Genomic DNA, 799 nt, shown 5'->3' with positions numbered 1-799 from the left:
GGCGGCCGTACGAGCCCGCCGGCGTCCCGGCCGCTCGCCGGGGCACGCCGCGGTTAGGCCACCTCCGATGGACCTTCATTCAGCGGCTTCCCGCCTGGCGGCTCCTCGTCCGCTGGCCGCATGTCCGGCGGCTCCTCGCCCGGCGGCTACGCGGCCGTACGGACCGGGGCCCGGACGGCCGCCCGCGCCCAGCCGGCAGCCCGCACCCAGGAAGGCGACATGAGTGCCACCAGCCGTTACCGGTACCTGTTCAGCCCGTTACGCGTCGGGCCGCTCACCGTCGACAACCGGGTGGTCTTCTCGGCGCACCTGACCAACTACGCGCGGGCCGGCCTGCCCTCCGAGCAGCACGTGGCCTACTACGCGGCCCGGGCGGCGGGCGGCGCAGGGATGATCATCACCGAGGAGCACTCGACGCATCCCACGGACTGGCCGTACGAGAAGCTCATCCACGGGTTCAACCCGCAGGTGATCCCCGGCTACCGGCGGATCACCGACGCGGTGCACGCGCACGGCGTGCCGATCCTCGCCCAGATCAACCACAACGGCGGCCAGGCATCGTCGATGTACTCGCGGCTGCCGGTGTGGGCGCCCAGCCCGGTGCCCGACCCGCTGTTCCGCGAGGTCCCCAAGGCCGTCGAGCTTCACGAGATCCGGGAAGTGGTCGACGGCTACGGGCTGGTCGCCGAGCACTGCGTCGCCGGCGGCTTCGACGGCGTCGAACTGCAGTGCTCGCACTCGTCCATCGTGCGCGGCTTCCTCTCCCCGGCGACCAACCGGCGCACCGACGCCTACGGCG

General features: G+C 72.7%; 2 protein-coding genes (1 of these 2 running past the window's edge). Both read left to right on the top strand.

The annotated features are described in order from the left end of the window. Positions 1-57 carry the final stretch of a mycofactocin system FadH/OYE family oxidoreductase 1 gene (locus tag FrCorBMG51_RS12985; protein WP_047223371.1) on the top strand. Its footprint begins 2,211 nt before the window's first position, so the window shows 57 of its 2,268 coding nt (coding positions 2,212-2,268); the start codon falls outside the window, past its left edge; its stop codon occupies positions 55-57. Between the two features lie 162 nt (positions 58-219). Next, positions 220-799: oxidoreductase (locus FrCorBMG51_RS31195; RefSeq protein ID WP_047223387.1), on the top strand; the 580-nt coding region annotated here is incomplete at its 3' end.

This window comes from Protofrankia coriariae (assembly GCF_001017755.1).
GTDB classification, from domain to species: Bacteria; Actinomycetota; Actinomycetes; order Frankiales; family Frankiaceae; genus Protofrankia; species Protofrankia coriariae.
The sequence above is the reverse complement of the archived record's forward strand: the minus strand, read 5'-3'. Positions and strand labels throughout refer to the sequence as shown.